This window comes from Streptomyces sp. NPDC097981 (genome assembly GCF_040302565.1).
Classification (GTDB): domain Bacteria; phylum Actinomycetota; class Actinomycetes; order Streptomycetales; family Streptomycetaceae; genus Streptomyces.
On record NZ_JBEORW010000007.1, the window covers coordinates 1 to 19,973 of the forward strand.

Consider the following 19,973-nt stretch of genomic DNA (forward strand, 5'->3'; position numbering starts at 1 on the left):
CGAGGTGGCACGGCGCCTGGGCCCCGCCCGGGTGCGGGCCCTGGTCGTCTCCTCGAACCCGGCCCCCGGCAGCGCCCGCCGCCCGGGCGGGCGGCGGGCCGCTGCGAACCGCGGCAAGGCGTCTTCGTGCGTACCGGCGCGGCCCGGCGGACGGACAGACAGCGTCAGTAGTAGTGCTTCCGGCCGCCCACCGCGTGTCCGACAGCGCCGAGAAGCCAGAGGACGAGGCCCACCACGACGAGAATCAGGCCGATCGTCCACAGGATCGAGAGTCCGGTGACGAAGCCTATGACCAGCAGGATCACTCCGAGGATAATCACGACAACCTCCCAGCGCCCGGTACCCGAGTGCACCAGGACTCCCTGCGTCTACCATCAATGCCGCATTTCATGCATGGGAAGCACGCGATCGGACCCGGGTGCGTGGCTCGGTCCGCGTCCCGCCGCAGGGGTGCGACGGGACGCCCGTCAGGGCTCGGAATAGCTGAAGTCACCCATCGTCCAGGCGCTGACGTCCTTGATCGCGATCCGGTACATCCCGCCGGTCTCGGGGATGCCCACGGTGCCCTGGAGGATCCTGGCGACGTGGAAGTGCAGGTACGAGGGAGGAGGCTGTGGTTCGCCGCGCCGGGAGCCGCCCTTCCCTTCGGAGTCCATGAAGAGGCCGGCGAACGGACCGAGCCGGTCCGAATCCGCCAGGACTTCGGCCACCCTCCGGCGCCACGCGCTCTCGGGGGCGAGGCGGCCGGTGATGACGGCCCCCTGCACCAGGACGGTCAACGACATCTGATTGGTCTGCTGCGACTCCACCGCGGCGGCGATGGCAACGAGCAGGTCGTCAGGCTTCGACATGGGCAGGAATGCTACAAGCATCCGCCCCGGAAGCCGGGCGTGTTCAGCCGTGTGCCGAAACGAGGACGCTGTCAGGTGGCGAACCCGATGTGTACGTGGTCGTGATGCGTGGCGTCGGAGAAGAACTGGTTCGCCCGGTCTCCGCCGGAAAGCTGCACGGGGCCACCAGCGTTGTACGAGCCCGTGGTCGCGGCCGAACGCATGAACGCGGCGACGAGGCTGCCCGGAGTCGCCGGGTCGACGACGGGACGGCCGTCGATGCGCCAGACGTCGAAGGCACGGCCGACCGGGTGGCCGCTCGGCCGGCCGGTGCCGGACACGTTCAGCGGATGTCCCCGGCCGATGCGGGCGGCAGCTCGATCCGGGGCTGGGCGAGCACCGCCCGCCGGGGCGCCGAGCGCCACCGCGGGCCCCCGGGCGCCCCGGGTGCAGGGCGGTGACTGCCCGGCGCCGCGGCCCGCGCCGCCGCGTTGCGCGGCTCGCCCCGGCCCGTCGGCCAGGCCCCAGCGCCTCGACGAGCCGTACGGCGGCGAGTTTGGCAGCGGGCTCGATCTCGTGAGGCCACTCGGCGGCTACGAGGCGCTGCCTGGCTCGGCCGCGTGCCACACCGTCGTCGCGTTGCAGAACTCGCGGATGCCGTGACCCGAGAGCTCGCGCCCGTAGCCCGAGCGCTTCACCCCGCCGAAGGGAAGCGCCGGGTGGGAAGCCGTCATGCCGTTGAAGAAGACTCCGCCGGCCTCGATGTCCCGTACGAAGCGTTCCTGTTCGGCCGCATCGCGGGTCCAGACGTTCGAGCTCAGGCCGAAGGGGGTGTCGTTGGCGAGCTCCACCGCCTCGTCCAGATCCCGGACCCGGTACACGGTGGCCACCGGGCCGAACGCCTCCTCGCGGTGGATGCGCATCTCGGGGGTGATCCCGGTGAGGACGGTCGGTTCGTAGAACCAGCCCCGCGACAGGTCCGCCGGCAGGTCCGCCGGCCGTCGGCCCCCGCAGAGGGCCGTCGCCCCGCGCCGTACGGCGTCGTCGACGAGCTCCTCGACATCGGCACGGCCCTGCTCGGTGGCGAGCGGACCGACGTCCGTGGACTCCGACAGGGGGTCGCCGACGGCCAGTGCGGCCATCCGGGCCGTGAAGCTGCGCGTGAACTCCTCGTGGACATCGGCGTGTACGAGGAACCGCTTGGCCGCGATGCAGGACTGGCCGTTGTTCTGCACCCGTGCCGTGACCGCGACCGCCGCGGCCCGCTCGACGTCCGCCGACGGCATCACCACGAACGGGTCGCTGCCGCCCAGCTCCAGGACGGTCTTCTTCACCTCGTCACCGGCGATCGCGGCGACGGACCGGCCGGCCGGCTCGCTGCCGGTGAGGGTCGCCGCCGCCACCCTGGGGTCGCGGAGGATGCCCTCGACGGCGCGGGAGGACACCAGCAGGGTCTGGAACACGCCGTCGGGAAATCCGGCACGCGCGAAGAGGTCGCCCAGGTACAGCGCGGTCTGCGGCACGTTGGACGCGTGCTTGAGCAGCCCGGCGTTGCCGGCCATCAGGGCCGGCGCCGCGAAGCGGACCACCTGCCACAAGGGGAAGTTCCAGGGCATCACGGCGAGGACCACGCCGAGGGGGCGGTAGTGGACCCGTGCGCGGGAGGCGCCGGCGTCCGCGACCTCGGCCTGCGCGGGGTGCTCGTCGGCCAGCAGTTCCTCGGCGTTGTGCGCGTACCAGCGCATGGCCTTGGCGCACTTCGCCGCTTCCGCCCGGGCGGCGGCGAGCGGCTTGCCCATCTCGATCGTCATCGTGCGTGCGATGTCGTCCCGGTCCTGGTCCAGCAGGTCGGCCGCGCGGTCGAGGAGGCGGGCGCGCTCCGCGAAGTCCGTCGTGCGGTAGCCGCGGAACGCGGAGTGGGCGGCCGCCAGGCACTGCTCGATCTGCTCGGCCCCCAGTTCGTCGAAGGTCTTGAGCGTCTCGCCGTTCGCGGGGTTCACGGTTGCGATGGGCACGTCCGGCCCTCCTCGTCCTCGATGGGTCGCACCGGACCGTACCGGCCCGTTCGCGTCCGCCCGGCACCCTGCCGTGGCGTGTCAGTCCGGGAAGCGGATTCACTCGATCGCCGCGGCCGCAGGGCGGCATGTCTACGGGGACGCGCCGGGCACGGAGCCCGTGCAGGGCCGCCGGGAGCGGCGGGTACGGGAACGTGGAGAGGTGCCATGAGCGACATCGTCGGACAGGTCAACGACATCCACCGCGAGGTCGGCCGCCGCGTGGATGGCGTCGGACGAGGCCCGGGCGTTCATGACGGGCAGCAGCGGTGTTGGGGCGGGACAGCTTGTTCGATCTCAACATCGACCTCCGAACTCGCTTGTGCGAAAGCCGTGTTCAAGGTGCGATGGGACGTCGGCACCCAACGCACGGCCGCGCGTTTCTTCCTGAGCGTGCCACCGCGCCAGGGCCGGCTCACGCCCGGTTCAAGGCGGCGTCCAGCGCGGTCAGCAGCTGGTCGATGTCGGCGCCGGTGGTGTGGAGATGGGGGCTGATGCGGATGGCCGGGCCGCGGGCCCCGACGAACACGTTCGCCTGCTCCAGCGCAGCCACCACACGCTGCTGGATCACGGCGGGCACCGTGATGCCGAGCATGTGCGGGCCCCGCGGCGCCGGCACGGGCAGACCCCGCTCCCGGGCCGCCGAGGCGATGCGGGCCGTGGTCGCCGCCAGGGTGACGGCGATCCGCGGAACGCTCCAGACCGACAGCTGTTCCAGGGCGGCGATGGCCATCGGGGTGAGTTCGAAGGCGGTGCGCGCGCCCGCGTCGAAGCGACGGGCCCCGGGCTGGTACTCGGCGCGGTAGTCGACGAGCCGCGCGAAGTCCTCGGAGTCGCTGCGCAGGATCCAGTTCTCCTCCAGCGGCTTCCCCTGCTGATGGGCCGGGGCCACGTACAGGTAGCCCAGCCCGAAGGGGCCGAGCAGCCACTTGTAGCCGACGCTGACGAGGAAGTCCGGCCGCAGCGTGTGCATGTCGATCGGGATCGCCCCGGCGGACTGGCTGGCGTCGACGACCAGCGCGGCGCCGACCGACCGGGTGGTTTCGGCGATCCGGTCCAGGTCGAGCAGGGCGCCGTCGGTCCAGTGGACCCGCGGCACCGAGACCACGGCCACGGTGTCGTCGAGTGCGTCGAGGACGGCTTCGGTCCAGGTCTGGCCGGGCTCTCGGGGGACGGTGAGCACCGAGGCCCCCGTACGTTCGGCGAACCGCCACCACGTGTAGATCCCGGACGGGTACTCGCCGTCGAGGACCAGGACCCGGCTGCCGGCCCGCGCGGTCAGGTTGGCGGCGGCCACCGCGAACCCGTAGCTGGCCGCCGGCACCAGGGCGATGTCGTCGGCGGCCGCGCCGATGAGGTCCGCGAACAGCGCTCTGCGCTCCTCGGCCGTGCTGAACCAGTCGGCGCTCTGGATCCGCCAGGGCTGCGCGCGCCGGTGCAGCGCGGTCTCGCCCGCGGTCAGACCGGTGCGCAGGGTCGGTGCGAGGCTGGCGGTGTTGAAGTAGGCGATGCCGTCGGGGATGTCGAACAGCTCGCGGGCATTCGGGAGCAGCTCGCTGCCGACGGGCGAGGTCATGGCGTGCCTTTCGCGTCGTAAGGCTCCGCGAGGGCCGGAGCCGGAGCGGGGGCCGGAGCCACCACACTGCCCGCCCTTCGGTGCGGGAAGCATCAGCCGCCCCGGTGGAGGAGCGCACTCGCCCCACTTGGCGGACCCGTTCGCGCGGCCTGAGCGCAGCGGCCTGTGGACCCGTTCCGGGGCGGTGCGACGCGTGCCGGACGGGCGCGCCGCTGCCTTCGCCCGGCCCGGCGGGCCGATAGTGGGGAGCTGTGAGCAACGGGTCGGAAGAACACATGCAAGAGGGCGGCGCCTGGTCCGGTCCTGCCGGGGCAGAGGCGTTCGCGGCGGTGGAGGCGGCCACGGACTGGCTGCTCGGCTATCCGTTCGTGTTCGAGGCGCTGTCCCGCCGGATCGGCGAGGACGGGGTGCTCGTGGACTACGGCTGCGGGCCCGGAAGGGTGGCCGACCGGGCGGCGCGTGTGCTGGGCGCACGGGTGCTGGGGGTGGACACGTCCGCCGAGATGCTGGCGCTGGCCCGGAGCACGGCGGCGGCGGTGGCGGAGTTCCACCTGGTCAGGGACGGGCGGGTGACCGGCCTGCCCGACGGGTGCGCGGACGCGGTGATGTGCAATCACGTACTGGCGTCGCTGCCGACCGAGGAAGCCGTGCTCGGGGTGTTCGCCGAGATCCGCCGGCTGCTGCGGCCCGGAGCCCCGCTCGTGCTGCTGACCACCGACCCCGCCTGCACGGGCCTGGAGTACGCATCGCTGCGCGTGGGCACGGCGGGGGCCGCGTACCGGCCGGGCGAGGAGATGCCGCTGCGGCTGCGGCGCACCGACGGATCCTGGCAGGAAGTACGCAACCATGCCTGGCCCGTCGACCAGCTGCCGGATCTTCTCCGCGGCGCCCGCTTCCGTGAGGTCACCCAGCGCCGGCCGACCGTGGACGAGGCCGTGGCCGTCGCCGACCCGGCTCTCGTGGAGCGCTACGCGTGGACAGCGGAACGGGCGGAGCCGCCGCTCGTGATCACCGCCGCCCTGGCGGCCTGAAGCCGGTGCGTTGTCAGTGGCGGCCCATACGATCCGGGCATGCGAGTTTCAGGAACATTCACCGTTGCCGAGTTCACCCCGGCCGCAGTATCGGGCCCGGGGATCGAGACCGCGATGCCTGTCGGTGTCGCCACAATGCGCAAGGAGTACGAGGGCGAGGTGACCGGCCGCTCCGCCACGCTGTTCACCTCCGCGTTCGACCATGCCCGGGGTACGGGGACGTACGTCGCGATGGAGTCCTTCGAAGGGGTCCTCGACGGGCTGGAGGGCGCCTTCAACTTCGCGCACTCCGCCACCACCCTGGGTGAGGGCAGACAGAGCGAGTTCTTCGTCATCGTGCCGTCCAGTGGTACGGGTGAGCTGGCCGGAATCACGGGGACCGGCGGCATGGCGGTCGACGCCGACGGCACGCACCGCATCTGGTTCGACTACGAACTCGCGCCGTAGGCCGGACCCGGCCGCGCGGCATCACATGGGTGGGCGGGCCCGAGACCGGTCCGCCCCACGCGCGGGCCTGCCAGGGGGATCGGCCGGAACGCGTGCGGCGCGTTCACCGGTCCGGCGCGCTCCGGTTCGCTAGGTTGAGGCCGCTCCTCCAGCGCGTTCGGCGCGGACTCCCGGCCAGCCTCCCCGGAGACCACCGTGTTCCCCTCCCCCGTCCGTCCCGTCCGTGTTGCTCGTGCCGTCCGATGGGAATGCGCGGTCCTGGCCGTGCTCAGCCTGTTGGGGGCCCTGGTCGCGGGCGCTCCGGCTGCGGCTCCCTCCCCTCGGGCAGGGCTCGTACGGGCGGTGACCGCCGTCCCCGCGGCGCCGGGGAGCAGCACCCCTCTGTCCGGGTACGCCATCCGGTCGACGGCCGAGGTCTCCGACTCGGCGGCCGCCGTCTCCGCCCCGGGCTACCGGACGGCCGGCTGGTACCCGGCCGGGCCCCGTTCCACCGTGCTCGCGGCCCTGGTCGCCGACGGCAAGTACCCCGACCCCTTCTACTCCACCAACCAGCAGCGCATCCCGGCCGCCGATTTCGCCGTGCCGTGGTGGTTCCGCGCCGAGTTCACCGTCGACGACACCTCCTCGCGTACCTACCTGGACTTCAGCGGGGTGGTCTCCGCGGCGGACGTGTTCGTCAACGGGCAGCAGATCGCCACCGCGTCCGCGGTCGTCGGCGCGTACACCCGCCACGAGTTCGACGTCACGGGCCTGGTGCGGGCCGGCGCCAACGCGGTGGCCTTCCGGATCCAGCCCAACAATCCCCGCAAGAACCTCACCATGGGTTGGCTCGACTGGTTGCAGCCTCCCCCGGACGAGAACATGGGCATCGTCCGCGACGTGCTCCTGCGGCGCGGCGGTCCCGTCGCCCTGCGGGACGCACACGTCCTGACCAGCCTGGCGCTGCCGTCCCCGGTGACAGCGGACCTGACCGTCAAGGCACAGGTCCGCAACGACTCGGCCGGGGCCGTCACCGCCACGGTCTCCGGCGCCATCGGCACCGGCATCGCGTTCCGCCGGGACGTGCCCCTGCGTGCCCACGAGACGAAGACGGTGGCCTTCAGCCCGGCCGACACCCCGCAGCTGCACCTCGGTTCGCCGCGCGTGTGGTGGCCCGCCGGGATGGGTGCGCAGGAGCTGTACGCGCTCGACCTGACGGTCACCGTGCCGGGCGCGGACACCGCAGCCGGAGCCGGAACCGGGGCCCTCTCCGACCGCTCCCGCCACGGCTTCGGCATCCGCAGCGTGCAGGCCCCGCTGAACGGCGACGGCGCCCGCCAGTACTCCGTGAACGGCCGGCCGCTGCTGATCCGGGGCGCCGGCTGGTCCCCCGACGAGCTGCTGCGCTGGGACCCGGTCTACACCGAGGACCGGGTGGCGTACGCGCGCGACCTCGGCCTCAACACCCTGCGCCTGGAAGGCCACCTCGAACCAGACGAGTTCTTCGACCTCGCCGACCGGTACGGGATCCTCACCCTGCCGGGCTGGCAGTGCTGTACCAAATGGGAGGGCGAGGTCAACGGCAGCGAGGCGGGAGAGAGCTGGACCGACGCCGATCATCCGGTCGCCAAGGCCTCCATGACGGCCGAGGCCGCCCGTCTGCGCGATCACCCCAGCGTCATCTCCTTCCTCATCGGCAGCGATTTCGCCCCGGACGCGGAGATCGAGAAGGGCTACGTCGACGCACTGAAGGCCGCCGACTGGCCCACCCCCGTGATCGCCGCCGCTGCCGCCGAGTCGGCACCGCTCAGCGGCCCTTCGGGGATGCGGATGCCCGGCCCCTACGACTGGGTGCCGCCCGGCTACTGGTACGACAAACGGGAGGGCGGTGCCACCGGCTTCAACTCCGAGACGAGCGCCGGCCCCGACATCCCCACCCTCGACACCCTGCGTCGCATGATGTCCCCGGCCGAGCTGACCGCGCTCTGGAAGGATCCGGCCGCACCGCAGTACCACCGCTCCCCCTCCCGCACCTACGCCACCCTCAAGCTGTACGACGATGCGCTGAGCGCCCGGTACGGCGTCCCGCGCAGCCTTGAGGACTACGTCGCCAAGGCGCAGCTCGCCCAGTACGAGAACGTACGCGCGCAGTACGAGGCGTACGCGCGCAACGCCACCGATGCCTCGAAGCCGTCGACGGGCGTGGTCTACTGGATGTTCAACAGCGGCTGGACCTCGCTGCACTGGCAGCTCGTGGACCGCCGTCTCGACCAGGGCGGCGCCTACTTCGGCGCGAAGAAGGCGAACGAGCCGCTGCACGTCCAGTACTCCTACGACGACCGCACGGTGGCCGTCGTCAACCGCCGCGCGGCGGCGGTGTCGGGGCTGACCGCGCGGGTCTCCCTCTTCAACACCGACGGGACGCAGAAGTACGACCGGACCGTGACCGGTCTGGGCGTCGGCGGAGATGGTGCGAGGACCATCGCGCTGACCCTCCCGGCGTCGGTGGAGGGGCTGTCCACCACCCATCTCGCGCGGCTGGTGCTGACCGACGCCGCGGGCCGCGAGGTGAGCCGCAACGTGTACTGGCTCTCCACGCGCCGGGATGTCCTCGAATATGACGAGAGCGACTGGTACCACACGCCGACCACCGCCTACGCCGACCTCACCGGGCTGCGGTCCATGGCGCAGGCGTCCGTGTCCGCGACGGCGACGACGACCACGGGCTCCGGCGCGGCGCCGACCTCCACGACCGTCGTCACCGTGCGGAACACCGGTACCCGGAACACCCCGGCCCTCCTCACCGACCTCCACCTGGTCGACGGCGGGAACGTCCCCGTCCTGCCCGTCCGGTGGTCCGACAACCAGATCAGCCTCTGGCCCGGTGAGTCGGCGACCCTGACGGCGACGTACCGCACCGCAGATCTGCACGGGGCCGCGCCCCGGATCAGGATTTCCGGCTGGAACACGCCGGAAGCCACGATCCCGGCCACCGCGCCCCGCTAGGACCTGGCGGCCCGGGGCGGTGCGGCGTCCCGCTGCCGCGACTTCCCCGGCACCGGCCCGCCTGCAGTGGTCCCTCGGCCCATGGGGCAGGATGGCAGCCCGTTCCGGAATGCGTACACGCGCCGAACGAAGCTCCATGCACGACAAACTGACAGGTGACAAGGTGACGACACACCTCATACGACGGCCCGCAGCGCCCGTCGCCGCTCTCCCCGTCCGGCGCCGAGCGGAGGGCGTCCGTTGAACCGGGAACTCGTCCTGCACGACTGGCTGGTGGCCGGGATCGCGGTGGCCGCGGGCGCCCTGGCCGGGCTGCTGCTGCGCGCCCTGATGCGCTGGCTGGGCCGGCACGCCGAGCGGACCCGGTGGAGCGGGGACGACATCATCGTCGATGCGCTGCGCACGCTGGTGCCCTGGGCGGCCGTCATCGCCGGTGTCGCGGTGGCCGCCTCGACCCTGCCGCTCACCACGCGGGTCCTGGGGTTCGTGAACCAGTCCCTCTCCGCCGTGCTCATCCTCATCGCCACGTTCGGCGTTGCCCGGGTCGTCGCGGGTCTCGTCCAGTCCGTGGCGGGGTCGCGGACCGGAGTGGCCGGATCGGCGTCCATCTTCGTCAACATCACGCGGATCGTGGTGCTGGTGATGGGTGTGCTCGTCGCGCTCGAAACCATGGGCGTGTCCATCGCGCCGCTGGTCACCGCCCTCGGCGTGGGCGGTCTGGCGGTGGCCCTGGCGTTGCAGGACACCCTGGCGAACCTCTTCGCGGGCGTCCACATCCTCGCCTCGAAGACCGTGCAGCCCGGTGACTACATCCGCCTCAGCAGTGGCGAGGAGGGGTACGTCGTCGACATCAACTGGCGCAACACCGTGGTCCGCAACCTGTCGAACAACCTGGTGATCATCCCGAACGGGCGGCTCGCGCGGACGAACATGACCAACTTCACGCAGCCGGAACAGCAGTTGTCGATCCCGGTCCAGGTGGGTGTGGGCTACGAGAGCGATCTGGGGCACGTCGAGCGGGTGACCCTCGAAGTGGTCGACAGCGTGATGGCCGACATCAACGGCGCGGTCCCCGAGCACGAAGGGGCCGTCCGGTTCCACACGTTCGCGGACTCCAGGATCAACTTCACGGTGATCCTGGGTGTCGGCGAGTTCAGCGACCAGTACCGGATCAAGCACGAGTTCATCAAGCGCCTGCACGAGCGATTCCGGGCGGAGGGCATCTCGATCCCCGCTCCGACCCGGACGGTCTCACTCCACCGCGACGACCTGCAGTCGTCGGCGCTGCCCCCGGTCCCGCACCAGCGCGAGGCCCCGACGCGGTCGCCGGCCGCCACCGGCTGACCCGCGCGGCTACAGGCGGTACAGCTCCCGGGCGCGGGCCGGGTCGGCGGGGCCGTCCGAAGGCAGGTGGAGGAAGTACTCCACCTGCCAGGCCTGCGCGCGGTCGGCCTGGCGGTTCGCGGTGGCCACCCAGGGCGGGTAGACGCGGAAGCCCCGCTTCCCGCCGGATCCGTCCACCGAGACGACGCCGTGCCGGCGGAGCGCGTCCACCGGGAAGACGAACTGGCCGAAGCCCTGGTCGTCATGGCTGCCGATGACGAAGAGGTCCACGGGATCCGCGGCGTCGAAGGGCCGGATGGGCCCGCCCGGGGACCTCTGCCACACGGTGACGAACTGGCCGGCCTTGGTGGGCGTCGTCTTGGCCGCGCGGAACCGGACGGCGCGTCCGTCGAGGCTGAATTCATGGGCGGCGTACGCAGCGCCCTCGGCCTCGGGGACCGGCCGCGAGCAGGTGAACCCGCAGGGGTCGTAGACGCGCGCCTTCGCCGCGAGGAGATCGGCGTGGACGCGGAGCGTGTCCGGCCACGGTTCGAAACCGGCACGGGGGTGGTGATCGGCGGAGAGCTCGCGGTGGGGCGTCATCCGTCCACCTTGCCACGGCAGCCGCCGGGACGGGCGGGCGCCCTCCGGGGTCCCCGCCCCGGTCCCGGCCTCCGCCTCTCGGGCTCCGGGCCTGCCCGATATCCTGGTGGTCCGACATCGGGGGCTTTCCTCTCATGAAGGGCAGCACGATGAATCGGCAGACGAACCGGCATCGGGGCTTCCTGCTTCTCGCGGCTCCGCTTCTCGCCTCCTCGGTCGCCCTCACCCCGGCCTTCGCGGCCCAGGGCCGCCCGGCGGAGGCCGAGGCCGCGCCGGGCGGACCGGCTCCCTCCTGCGAGCTGGTTGCGAGCGGGACCGGCCAGCCGGGCGGGGCACCGCGCTACGACCTCCGGCTCAGCGGATTCCCGGCGAACCAGTCGGTGCGGGTCGAGAGCAAGACCTCCTCCTTCAGGACCACGGTGGACGATCAGGGCGGACTCACCCGGCAGGGAGTCCGCTACGGCATGTACACGGTCAGTTACCGGGACAGCGAGATGAAACAGGGGAAGCACGTCAGCTGCGTCACCCCGCCCCGGCAGAAGGGCGGCAAGGGGAACGTGCAGGTCACCAAGGTCGAGGTGATCAACTTGACCAAATCCGGCGGGGTCGTCGACTGCACCAAGCCCGCCAAGGTCGAGTTCGACGGCAAGATCACGGGCTCCGGGCAGGGGGACGTCCGCTACTACTGGACGTACGCGTCCAGCGCCGATCCGCTCTCCTCGGGCTCGGTCACCTTCACCCCCGGCGTGACCAGCCACTCCATCTTCAACGCGGTGGAGATCTCGCCGCAGGTGAACGTGTCCACGGTGAGTGTGTTCGTCACCCTGCACGTGCCCGACCAGAACATGAGCGGGCGGAGCGAACAGGTGACGCTCACCTGCGCCAAGCCGTGAACGCAGCGGCCGGGCGGCTGGCGCCGAGTCCGCCGGGCCCGTCCCCCGGCGGTAGCCCCGCCCGTGCGCCGGTGCGGCGCGGCCCCTATGCGGGGGCCGGGAGGGTCAGCTCGAAGCGGCAGCCGCCGGAGACGTTGCGCACGTTCGCGTGGCCCGCGTGGGCCTCGACGATTCCCCGGACGATGGCCAGGCCCAGGCCTGCGCCCGGAGGGGTGCGGGCCTGGGTGCCGCGCCAGCCGGTGTCGAACACGCGCGGCAGGTCCTCCTCGGGAATGCCGCCGCAGGCGTCGGTGACCGACAGCACCACCGCGCCTTCGCGGGATTCGGCGGCGATCGCGACCGTGCCGTCAGCCGGGGTGTGACGGATGGCGTTGACCAGCAGGTTCGACAGGACGCGGGTCATCTCCTTGCCGTCCACCTCCACCGGGAGCGGTGCGATGCCGTCGCCGACCAGCCGTACGCCGTTCTCGCGGGCGAGGGCGTCGGTGCCGGCCAGGGCGTCGCCCACCAGGTCGTAGAGGGACATCCTCGTGGGGGTGAGGGACAGCGCGCCCGCGTGGATGCGGGAGAGCTCGAAGAGGTCGCCGACCATGGAGTTGAGGCGGTCGACCTCGGTGCGCATCTGCCGGTGGTAGCGGGCGGGGTCCGTGACCACGCCGTCCTCCAGCGCCTCCGACATGGCGCGCAGGCCGGCCAGCGGAGTGCGCAGATCGTGCGAGATCCAGGCCACCAGTTCACGCCGTGAGGTTTCCAGCGCACGTTCGCGCTCCCGGGACGCTGCCAGGCGCTCGCTGGTCAGGGCCAGTTCGCGGCTGAGCGCGGTGAGTTCGGCGGGGGCGGGCACGGTGGGCGTGGTGAAGGTGCCCGCCTCGCCGAAGTCCCGCGCGGCGCCGACGAGCTCCCGGCAGCGCATGACGACCTGACGGCCCAGCAGCAGGGCGGTGCCCAGGGAGACGGCGGCGGCGACCGCGACGACCATCGTCACCACGCCCAGGTCGTGGGAGGACAGGAACATGGCCCAGGCCACGGAGAGGGTCCCGGCGAGCATCGCGAAGACGGCGACGGCGGCCACGACGGCGAGAAAGACGGCGACGCTGCGCCGCCGCAGTATCCGCAGGGCGACGGCGCCCAGTGCTCCGGCGGCGCCCGCGCCGAGGAGCGCGTACAGGGCGATCAGCAGCAGGTCACGCATGTCCGTCCACCGTCCGGGGGTCCGTGGCGGGTTCCGCCGGGGCGGGCGGGGCGTCGAAGCGGTAGCCGGCGCCCCAGACGGTCTGGATCAGCCGGGGGCTCCCCGGATCGTCTTCGATCTTGCCGCGGAGCCTGCGGATGTGAACGGTGACGGTGGACAGGTCTCCGAAGTCCCAGCCCCAGACCTCGCGCATGAGCCGCTCCCGGTCGCAGACCTCCCCGGGGTGCCGCAGGAAGTACGCGAGGAGGTCGAACTCCCGCAGGGTGAGGGCGAGCTCGCTGCCGTCCTTGCTCACCCGGCGGGCCGCCGGGTCCAGGCTCAGGCCCGCGGCGGCGAGCCGGGGGCCGGCGGCCGGTGCGGCGGGCACCGCCCGGCGCAGGACCGACTGCACCCGCAGGACGAGCTCACGCGGGCTGAAGGGCTTGGTCACGTAGTCGTCCGCGCCCACTTCCAGGCCCAGGATCCGGTCGTCCTCATCGCCGCGTGCGGTGAGCATGATGACCGGGACGGGCGGGGTGCCGGCCTGGGCGCCGCCCCGGCCGGGGCCGCCTTCCATCGCCCGCAGCCGCCGGCAGACCTCCAGCCCGTCCATGCCCGGCAGCATGAGGTCGAGGACCATCAGGTCCGGACGCTGCTCCTCGGCGGCGCGCAGGGCGGCCGGCCCGTCGGCGGCCCGGCGCACGGCGAAACCGGCCCGGTCGAGGTAGCCGGCCACGACCTCCGAGACGGTGGGGTCGTCGTCCACGACCAGGATGCTGCCCATGATCCGGTCCGGTGTGCCCGTCCGGCCGGGGTCGACGGCGTCCTGGCCCTCGTCCGTGCTCTGCGCATTGCTGACTGCCATGGCCCCAGCCTGTCACCCGTCCGGGCCCGCGCGTACGGCGCCCTCCCCCGATTCCGCACGGCGTCAGCATTTCGTAAGGAGCGCAGGTCTCTGCCGGTGCCCTTGGTGGCCGCGGTGCGGCGTCGGCTCAAGCGGTCACGACCGGCACGCCGTCCGGACGGCCGGCCAGCAGGAACGCGATGTGGTCCGCGCAGCGGATCGCCGCCGTCGCCATGGCGCCCCGTGTCATCCCGGCGACGTGCGGGGTGAGCAGGGCGTTCGGCAGGCCGAAGAGCGGCGAGGCGAAGGCGGCGTGCTCGTGCGCGAAGGTGTCGACGGCGGCCGCCGCGACCGGGTGCGCCGGATCGCCGAGGGCGTCGGCGAGCGCCTGCTCGTCGACGATCCCGCCCCGGGCGGTGTTCAGCAGGATCGACCCCGGTCGCATCCGCGCCAGTTCCGCGCGGCCGATCAAGCCCCGGGTCAGCGGGGTGAGCGGGAGGTTCACGGAGACCACGTCACTGGTGGCCAGCAGCGTGGCGAGCGATTCCGTACGTGGCACAGGGCTCTCGGCGGGGCGCCGCGAAAAGCCCTGGACCGCCATGCCCAGCGCGGTCGCCCGTGCGGCCAGGGCCAGGCCGATCCGGCCCAGCCCGACGATCCCCAGCGTCAGTTCCGACAGCTCCGCCGCGGGGCAGTCCGGCGAGCTCCAACGGCCTTGGTGTGCAGCCTCGTTGTACGCCGGGATGTTCCGGGTCAGGGCGAGGAGCTGGCCCAGGGCGAACTCCGCGACCGCGTTCGCGTTGGAGCCCGGGGTGTGGGTCACGGCGACGCCGTGGCGCGCGGCGGCGGCCAGTTCCACGTGGTCCGTGCCCGCCCCGGCCCGGCCGATCACCCGGAGCCGGTGGGCCAGGGCGGGGTCGGTGGCCGCGGCGAGGAAGGCCGCGCGAAACGGAACACCCGCACGGGACTTGACCGCGTCGTGGCCGGACCCGTCCCGGACGGTCTCGGCGATGAGCGCCGACTCGTCGAACGGGTCGAAGTCGGTGAAGTCGACCCGCCCGGCCCATGCGGCCCGCGCCGCGGCCCGGTCGGCGACCCGCCGGAGGTTCAGCCTGACGGCCAGCCCGTGCCCGATCAGCCGCTCCAGCTCGCGGTCGAGCAGTGCGCCGGGTGCCGCGTCCAGCAGCAGAACCCGTATCCGTCCCATGTGATCCCCCATCCCGGTGAGCGGTCCCTGCATCCGTCCTCGGTCAGGGCTGGTCGTACCAGGAGAACGCGGCGATCCGCCGGCCGTCCGGGTACGGACGAACCGGATGGTCTTGGCTCCGCCGCCCTCGTACGGCTCGCCGTCCAGTATCCCGGACGTGCGGTAGGCGCTGTGCGTGATTGTGCTTGCTCCACTGGGGTTTCGAGCACCTATTGACATGCATTCTGTACTGCGCTGCACTTTGGCCCACTCCCCCGGCGCCCCCGCCGGACGGAGGAGCAACCCTGAACTCCCCTTCCCTCCCATGACTTGGGGACTTGACATGCGTCTGCTCAGATCGCTCGTCGCGGCTGTCTGCACGCTGGCCGCGCTCTCCTTGCCCGGTGTCGCCGCCGGGTCCGCGCAAGCCGCCGCCGGGCCGCCGCAGACGGTTCCGGCGCTGCGCCAGTGGACGGCCGGCACAGGGGCCTACACCTTCACCGGCACCAGCCGGATCGTCGTCGACCCCGCCCACACCGCCCAGCTCTCCGACGAGGCCGCCACGTTCGCCGAGGACCTGGGGGCGCTGACCGGGCGGCCCGTGGGCGTCGTCACCGGGAGCGCCTCCCCCGGCGACATCGCGTTGAGCCTCGGGGACCCCGGGCTGCCCGCCGAGGGCTACCGGCTGACCGTCGGACCGACCCTCGCCATCCGGGCCGCGACCGACACCGGCGCGTTCCACGGCACCCGCACCGTGCTCCAGCTCCTGCACCAGTCGGCCTCGGTGCCCGCCGGCACGGCGGTGGACTGGCCCGCCAAAGCGGAGCGCGGTCTCATGATCGACCAGGGCCGGAAGTTCTTCACCGTCGACTGGGTCAAGCAGCACATCAAGGAGCTGGCCTACCTCAAACTCAACTACTTCCACTTCCACCTGTCGGACACGTTCGGCTTCCGGCTGGAGAGCTCCACCCACCCGGAGATCGTCTCCGCCGACCACTACTCCAAGCAGGACATCGCCGACCTCGTCGCGCTCGGGCAGAAGTACCACGTCACGATCGTTCCCGAGATCGACACCCCGGGGCACATGAACGCGGTCCTGGCCGCGCACCCCGAGCTCAGGCTCAAGAGCGGTTCGGGTACGGCGAGCCCCGACTTCATCGACCTTTCGCTGCCGGCCTCGTACGCCCTGATCGAGGACCTGGTGAAGGAGTACCTGCCGCTGTTCCCGGCCCCGTACTGGCACATCGGGGCGGACGAATACGTCACGGACTACGCCAAGTACCCGCAGCTGCTCAGCTACGCCCGTGCCCACTACGGCGCCGGCGCCACCGCCAAGGACACCTACTACGGGTTCGTGAACTGGGCCGACGGACTGGTCCGGGCGGCCGGCAAGACCACCCGGATGTGGAACGACGGCATCAAGGCGGGGGACGGCACCGTCACCCCGCACCCCGGCATCCTCGTCGAGTACTGGTACGGCTACGGGCTCACCCCGCAGCAGCTGGCCGCGGCCGGCCACACCGTCGCCAACGAGTCCTGGACGCCGACCTATTACGTGCTCGGAGGCGCCAAACCAGACACCAAGTGGATGTACGAGACCTGGACCCCCGACCGCTTCGAGGGCGGGGCCACCCTCGCCGACCCCTCGAAGAACCCCGGCTCGCTGATCCACGTGTGGTGCGACAACCCGACCGCCGAGACGGAGGACCAGATCGCCGCGGGCATCATGTACCCGCTGCGCGCCCTGGCCCAGCAGACCTGGGGCTCGCCGAAGCCGGCGGCGACGTACGCGGCGTTCACCCCGATCGCGGCCGCGGTCGGGCACAATCCCGCCTGGCCCGGTCTCGCCCAGCCCGGCAACCTCGCCCGCAACCGGCCGACCACCGCCTCCGGCACCGAGACCGCCGCCTTCCCCGCCGCCTCGGCCACCGACGGCGACCCCGGCACCCGCTGGTCCAGCCCCTACGCCGACCCGCAATGGCTCCAGGTCGACCTCGGGCCGAGCCAGGCCGTGAACCGTGTGGTGCTGCGCTGGGAGGCGGCGTACGGAAAGGCCTTCCAGATCCAGCTCTCCGACGACGCCTCCACGTGGCGCACCGTGTACTCGACCACGACCGGCGCCGGCGGGGTCCAGGACCTCACCGGCCTTTCGGGATCCGGCCGGTACATCCGCGTGTACGGGACCCGGCGGGGCACCTCGTACGGCTATTCGCTGTACGAGTTCGAGGTGTACGGAGACCGGTTGAGCGGCACCAGAACGCTCGGCGCAGCCGGCAAGGCCCTCGACGACCCGGCGAGCTCCACCGCCTCCGGCACCCAGCTGATCACCTGGACACCGCACGGCGGCCCCAACCAGCAGTGGCAGCTCGCCCTCGCCGCCGACGGCTCCTACACCCTGGTCAACGGCTCGTCCAGGCTCTGCGCCGACGTATCGGACGACTCCGCGGCCCCCGGTGCGGCCGTCGTCCAGGCGACCTGCACCGGTGGCGACGGCCAGCGCTGGCTGATCACCGCCCTCGGCGGCGGCGACTACTCGGTGGCCAACAAGAAGAGCGGGCTCCTGCTGACCACGGCGTCCGGAGCGGACGGCGCCCCGGTCACCCAGCAGCCGGGTTCCGGCCCGGGCTACCAGCGGTGGCAGATCACCTGACCGGCGGCCGACCCGTGGACGTCTCCCGGCGAACGCCGTCGCCTTCGCCGGGGGACGTCCGGGCTTGTGCCCGGGCCCGGCCGGAGCCGGCACGCACGGCGGAAGGATCTTCCCACTGGCGTGTCGCGGGCATCCGCTTCGTTTCCGCTTCGTTTCCGGTGCGGCGGCCGCTGCCGGACGGCGGGCAGGAAAGCGGAAGGCCTCCCGAAGTTCACTTCCCCGCCGCCTCGCGCCGCCCGATCACCGGCCGCTCTCCGTCCTAGTCTGCCGCCATGGCTGAGGTGGGACTCACGGTCCGGGGATGCCGGCTGCTCGGAACGCTCGGGTCGGTACTGCTTGCCGCCGGGAGCTGGTCGGCCGGTGCGCTGCCCCTCGGGGTCCCCGGCGGGATCTGGGCGCAGCGGAGCCCGGCGCAGACGGTGCTGGGAGCCGCGGCCTCGTACACGGGTCTGGTGCTGCTCGTGGTCGCCTGGTGGCGGCTGGGCGGGCTGCTGCGGGAGCGGGAGCCGGTCGGCCGCGGGCAGCTGCGCGCGGTGCTGTGGTCGTGGGTTCTGCCACTCGTACCGGGCCCGCTGCTGTTCAGCAGCGACGCGTACAGCTATGTCGCACAGGGTGCGCTGGCCGTCCGGGGCTGGGACGTGTACCGGCTGGGTCCGGCGGTGCTCGGCGGTCCGCTCGCGCACAACGTGCCGGAGATGTGGCGGGACGCGCCCGCGCCCTACGGGCCGCTGGCCGTCACGGCGACGCGGGCCGTGGTGGCCGTGACGGGCGAACACCACACGGTGGCGGCGGTGTTGGGGATGCGGCTGGTGGCCCTGGTCGGGCTGGGGCTGATCGTGTGGGGCGTCCGGCATCTGGCATCCGGGTGGGGCGGCGGGGAGGCCGGGGCGCTGTGGGCGGCAGTGCTCAACCCGCTCGCCCTGGTGCATCTGGTGGGCGGGGCCCACAACGAGGCCCTGATGCTCGGTCTGACGGCGGCGGGACTGCTGGCGTTCCGCCGGGGTCGCTGGGTGCTGGGCACGGTCGTCCTCACCGCGGCCGCGCTGGTCAAGGTTCCCGCCTCGGCGGCTCTGCTGTGTGCCGCCGCGTGGTCCGCGGGCGGGCGGCCGGACCGGCGGTCGCGGTGGCTGCGGGCGGCGGGGATCGCGCTGGCGGCCCTCGCGGCTCTGGTGCTCGGCGTGACCGTGTGCGGCCAGGGCTGGGGGTGGCTCTCCACGCTGCGGGGCCCGGCGCAGGTGTACACGGTGCTCTCGCCCAGTACGGACGTGGGCAGGCTGCTCGGGCTGCTCTCCGAGGGATTCGGTGTGGGTACGGCGGCGGATGCGGTCGCCGCCGCGCGGTCGGTGGGGATGCTGCTGGGCATCGGCGCGGTGGCCTTCTGCGCATGGCGTGCTCCGCGTACGGGTCCCGAGCACGCCACCGGCATGGCGCTGCTGGGACTGGTGGTGACCGCTCCCGTCGTACAGCCCTGGTACGTGCTGTGGGGGACGGTGCCGCTGGCGGCGGTCGCCTGGCGCCTGCTGGAGAGCACGGCGGCGCGGCTGGCGGTGGTGGGGCTGCTGGTGCCGGTGCTGCCCAGCGGGACGGCGCTCACCTGGGCCTACGGGCTCGCCGCCGTCACGGGGGCGTCGGCAGCCGTGGCGGCGCTCGTGGCATGGGATCCGCCGGGGCAGGCGCTGCCCCGCCTTCGCCTGCAGGAGCCTGCGCCGGTGATCACCAGGGCTGACCGGGTGACTGCCGGGCCGACGTCGGGCCCACCGCCGACTCAGCGCTGACTGCCGGTGAGTTCGCCGTCCGGCGTGAGGGTGAAGGTCTCGCCCGTGATGGCGGTGCCGTGGTCCGTGGCGCCGTACGCCCGGAGGCTGAGGTCCTCGGACTTGCCCATGTGGAGCTCGGCTTCGGCGGCGTGGGTCCAGCGGTTGACCCTGATGTGCACCGACCACTGGACGACCTCTTCCTGCCTCCAGGATCCCCAGCTGCTCTGCGGCAGCAGGTTCGCCGCTGCCCCCCGGTAGACGCTGAAGGCTGTGAACGCGAGCAGGGCGGCAACCACGGCGAAGAGGAGCACGGATCCGCGCGAGCGTCGTACGAGGGGCACAGCTTGCTCCTGACGGTGAGGATGGCGCGGGACGGTGCACGGCGGCCGTCCCGGCCGGCCTCGCGCGAGGCGCGACCGCCACGGTCGATGCCGGTCAGGTAGACGGGTCTCGCCGCGTTCGCGTTCCACGCCGACGCCGTACCGGTGCACCGGGCTTGGCCGCCCTCCCGGGCCGGACCGTCGGCCGCCACGCCGATCGGCGGGGCGTACGGACCCTCGCCCGCTGCGGATCTGCGCCCCGCCGGGGCGGCATCGTGGCTCCGGCGCCTCACCGACCGAGGC

General features: G+C 72.7%; 17 protein-coding genes. 7 read left to right on the forward strand and 10 right to left on the reverse strand.

Translation table 11 applies throughout. The features are described 5' to 3' along the window. Positions 1-164: 164 nt before the first annotated feature. From ABTY04_RS08905 to ABTY04_RS08925, 5 genes are all read right to left on the reverse strand, one after another. Entirely contained in the window at positions 165-320 is a 156-nt protein-coding gene (locus ABTY04_RS08905; protein ID WP_352212657.1) for a DUF6131 family protein, read from the reverse strand. A gap of 147 nt (positions 321-467) precedes the next feature. Next, positions 468-851 (reverse strand): GvpU-like protein, encoded by a 384-nt coding sequence (locus tag ABTY04_RS08910; protein WP_352212658.1) that lies wholly within the window; start codon positions 849-851, stop codon positions 468-470. Positions 852-922: 71 nt separating this feature from the next. Further along, positions 923-1,171 (reverse strand): hypothetical protein, encoded by a 249-nt coding sequence (locus ABTY04_RS08915; RefSeq protein WP_352212659.1) that lies wholly within the window; start codon positions 1,169-1,171, stop codon positions 923-925. A 252-nt stretch (positions 1,172-1,423) separates the two neighbouring features. Continuing rightward, positions 1,424-2,845, reverse strand: a complete 1,422-nt coding sequence (locus ABTY04_RS08920) for an NADP-dependent succinic semialdehyde dehydrogenase (protein WP_352212660.1) — start codon at positions 2,843-2,845, stop codon at positions 1,424-1,426. Between the two features lie 454 nt (positions 2,846-3,299). Continuing rightward, a complete protein-coding gene (locus tag ABTY04_RS08925; RefSeq protein WP_352212661.1) occupies positions 3,300-4,460 on the reverse strand; it encodes an aminotransferase class V-fold PLP-dependent enzyme in 1,161 nt (386 codons plus the stop codon). 275 nt (positions 4,461-4,735) lie between these two features. Here ABTY04_RS08925 and ABTY04_RS08930 point away from each other — a divergent pair, with 275 nt between their 5' ends. The 4 genes from ABTY04_RS08930 to ABTY04_RS08945 all read left to right on the forward strand — a co-directional run bounded on the left by ABTY04_RS08930 (position 4,736) and on the right by ABTY04_RS08945 (position 10,267). Next, positions 4,736-5,491, forward strand: a complete 756-nt coding sequence (locus ABTY04_RS08930) for a class I SAM-dependent methyltransferase (RefSeq protein ID WP_352212662.1) — start codon at positions 4,736-4,738, stop codon at positions 5,489-5,491. A gap of 39 nt (positions 5,492-5,530) precedes the next feature. Beyond that, positions 5,531-5,938 carry a DUF3224 domain-containing protein gene (locus ABTY04_RS08935; RefSeq protein ID WP_352212663.1) on the forward strand — a complete coding sequence of 136 codons (408 nt, stop codon included), beginning with the start codon at positions 5,531-5,533 and terminating at the stop codon, positions 5,936-5,938. Between the two features lie 258 nt (positions 5,939-6,196). Further along, the gene (locus tag ABTY04_RS08940) at positions 6,197-8,923 is read left to right on the forward strand and encodes a glycoside hydrolase family 2 protein (protein ID WP_502996601.1); all 2,727 of its coding nucleotides are present in this window, start codon (positions 6,197-6,199) and stop codon (positions 8,921-8,923) included. Positions 8,924-9,163: 240 nt separating this feature from the next. Beyond that, positions 9,164-10,267 carry a mechanosensitive ion channel family protein gene (locus ABTY04_RS08945; RefSeq protein WP_352212665.1) on the forward strand — a complete coding sequence of 368 codons (1,104 nt, stop codon included), beginning with the start codon at positions 9,164-9,166 and terminating at the stop codon, positions 10,265-10,267. A gap of 9 nt (positions 10,268-10,276) precedes the next feature. Here the strand turns inward: ABTY04_RS08945 and ABTY04_RS08950 are convergent, their stop codons facing one another. Further along, positions 10,277-10,849: a MepB family protein gene (locus ABTY04_RS08950; protein ID WP_352212666.1), complete on the reverse strand. Its 573-nt coding sequence runs from the start codon at positions 10,847-10,849 to the stop codon at positions 10,277-10,279. Positions 10,850-10,998: 149 nt separating this feature from the next. Here ABTY04_RS08950 and ABTY04_RS08955 point away from each other — a divergent pair, with 149 nt between their 5' ends. Next, a complete protein-coding gene (locus ABTY04_RS08955; RefSeq protein ID WP_352212667.1) occupies positions 10,999-11,742 on the forward strand; it encodes a hypothetical protein in 744 nt (247 codons plus the stop codon). Positions 11,743-11,827: 85 nt separating this feature from the next. Here the strand turns inward: ABTY04_RS08955 and ABTY04_RS08960 are convergent, their stop codons facing one another. The 3 genes from ABTY04_RS08960 to ABTY04_RS08970 form a co-directional block, all read right to left on the reverse strand. After that, on the reverse strand, positions 11,828-12,934 hold the full coding sequence (locus ABTY04_RS08960) for a sensor histidine kinase (protein WP_352212668.1): 1,107 nt from the start codon (positions 12,932-12,934) through the stop codon (positions 11,828-11,830). Next, positions 12,927-13,697, reverse strand: a complete 771-nt coding sequence (locus ABTY04_RS08965; RefSeq protein ID WP_352212858.1) for a response regulator transcription factor — start codon at positions 13,695-13,697, stop codon at positions 12,927-12,929. Before ABTY04_RS08965 ends, ABTY04_RS08960 begins: the two co-directional genes overlap by 8 nt. 208 nt (positions 13,698-13,905) lie before the next feature. Continuing rightward, positions 13,906-14,964, reverse strand: coding sequence for an NAD(P)-dependent oxidoreductase (locus ABTY04_RS08970; RefSeq protein ID WP_352212669.1), 1,059 nt, complete (start codon positions 14,962-14,964; stop codon positions 13,906-13,908). Positions 14,965-15,286: 322 nt separating this feature from the next. Between ABTY04_RS08970 and ABTY04_RS08975 the strand changes: the two genes are divergently transcribed. Together ABTY04_RS08975 and mptB are read left to right on the forward strand one after the other, a co-directional pair. Next, positions 15,287-17,593: a family 20 glycosylhydrolase gene (locus tag ABTY04_RS08975; RefSeq protein WP_352212670.1), complete on the forward strand. Its 2,307-nt coding sequence runs from the start codon at positions 15,287-15,289 to the stop codon at positions 17,591-17,593. A gap of 272 nt (positions 17,594-17,865) precedes the next feature. After that, positions 17,866-19,368, forward strand: coding sequence for a polyprenol phosphomannose-dependent alpha 1,6 mannosyltransferase MptB (gene mptB, locus ABTY04_RS08980; RefSeq protein ID WP_352212671.1), 1,503 nt, complete (start codon positions 17,866-17,868; stop codon positions 19,366-19,368). Here the strand turns inward: mptB and ABTY04_RS08985 are convergent. Beyond that, a complete protein-coding gene (locus ABTY04_RS08985; RefSeq protein ID WP_352212672.1) occupies positions 19,359-19,691 on the reverse strand; it encodes a hypothetical protein in 333 nt (110 codons plus the stop codon). The two genes, mptB and ABTY04_RS08985, sit on opposite strands and share 10 nt — an antisense overlap. Between the last annotated feature and the right edge of the window lie 282 nt (positions 19,692-19,973).